We start from the raw sequence: 440 nt of genomic DNA on the forward strand, positions 1-440 counted from the left end.
CGAGAACTAATTTCCCCTCGCGGTTGATTAGCTATTTAATAAGGAATAGCCCAAGTTGAACCTATCTTATATTTTTTTCGAACTTTGGCAATTGACGTTTTCCGCTTTCTTGCCAGTGTCTTCAAACAGCTATCTTCAGCTAGATAATTTAGATGGGTTAAAACAGCGAGATTGTTAGCTAAACAAAAATATTGGATAATTCCTTTAGTAGATCGGGATTATTTTTAATTCGTCCCTATCCGCTAATGTTTCGTCGTGTTTTACCTTTCCCCCCTTTAACCAATTGTATTCATATCCATATTCTTCGACTTTTGCTTGAGGAATTTGGATTTGAACGCTGTCGTTTAGGGAATTCTTTGTGGTTTTCCTTGTACGAGTTTTATTGGTGGGATTTACCTTTATCATGTAGGATAAAAACCTTGTGCCTTTGTTAGCTTTCA

At 36.4% G+C, this 440-nt stretch carries 1 pseudogene; it reads right to left on the reverse strand.

The annotated features are described in order from the left end of the window. Positions 1–38: 38 nt before the first annotated feature. Positions 39–440, reverse strand: a pseudogene (locus tag B2G44_RS01905) (group II intron reverse transcriptase/maturase); the annotation flags it as partial.

The organism is Candidatus Phytoplasma citri, from assembly GCF_002009625.1.
Taxonomy (GTDB): Bacteria; Bacillota_I; Bacilli_A; order Acholeplasmatales; family Acholeplasmataceae; genus Phytoplasma; species Phytoplasma citri.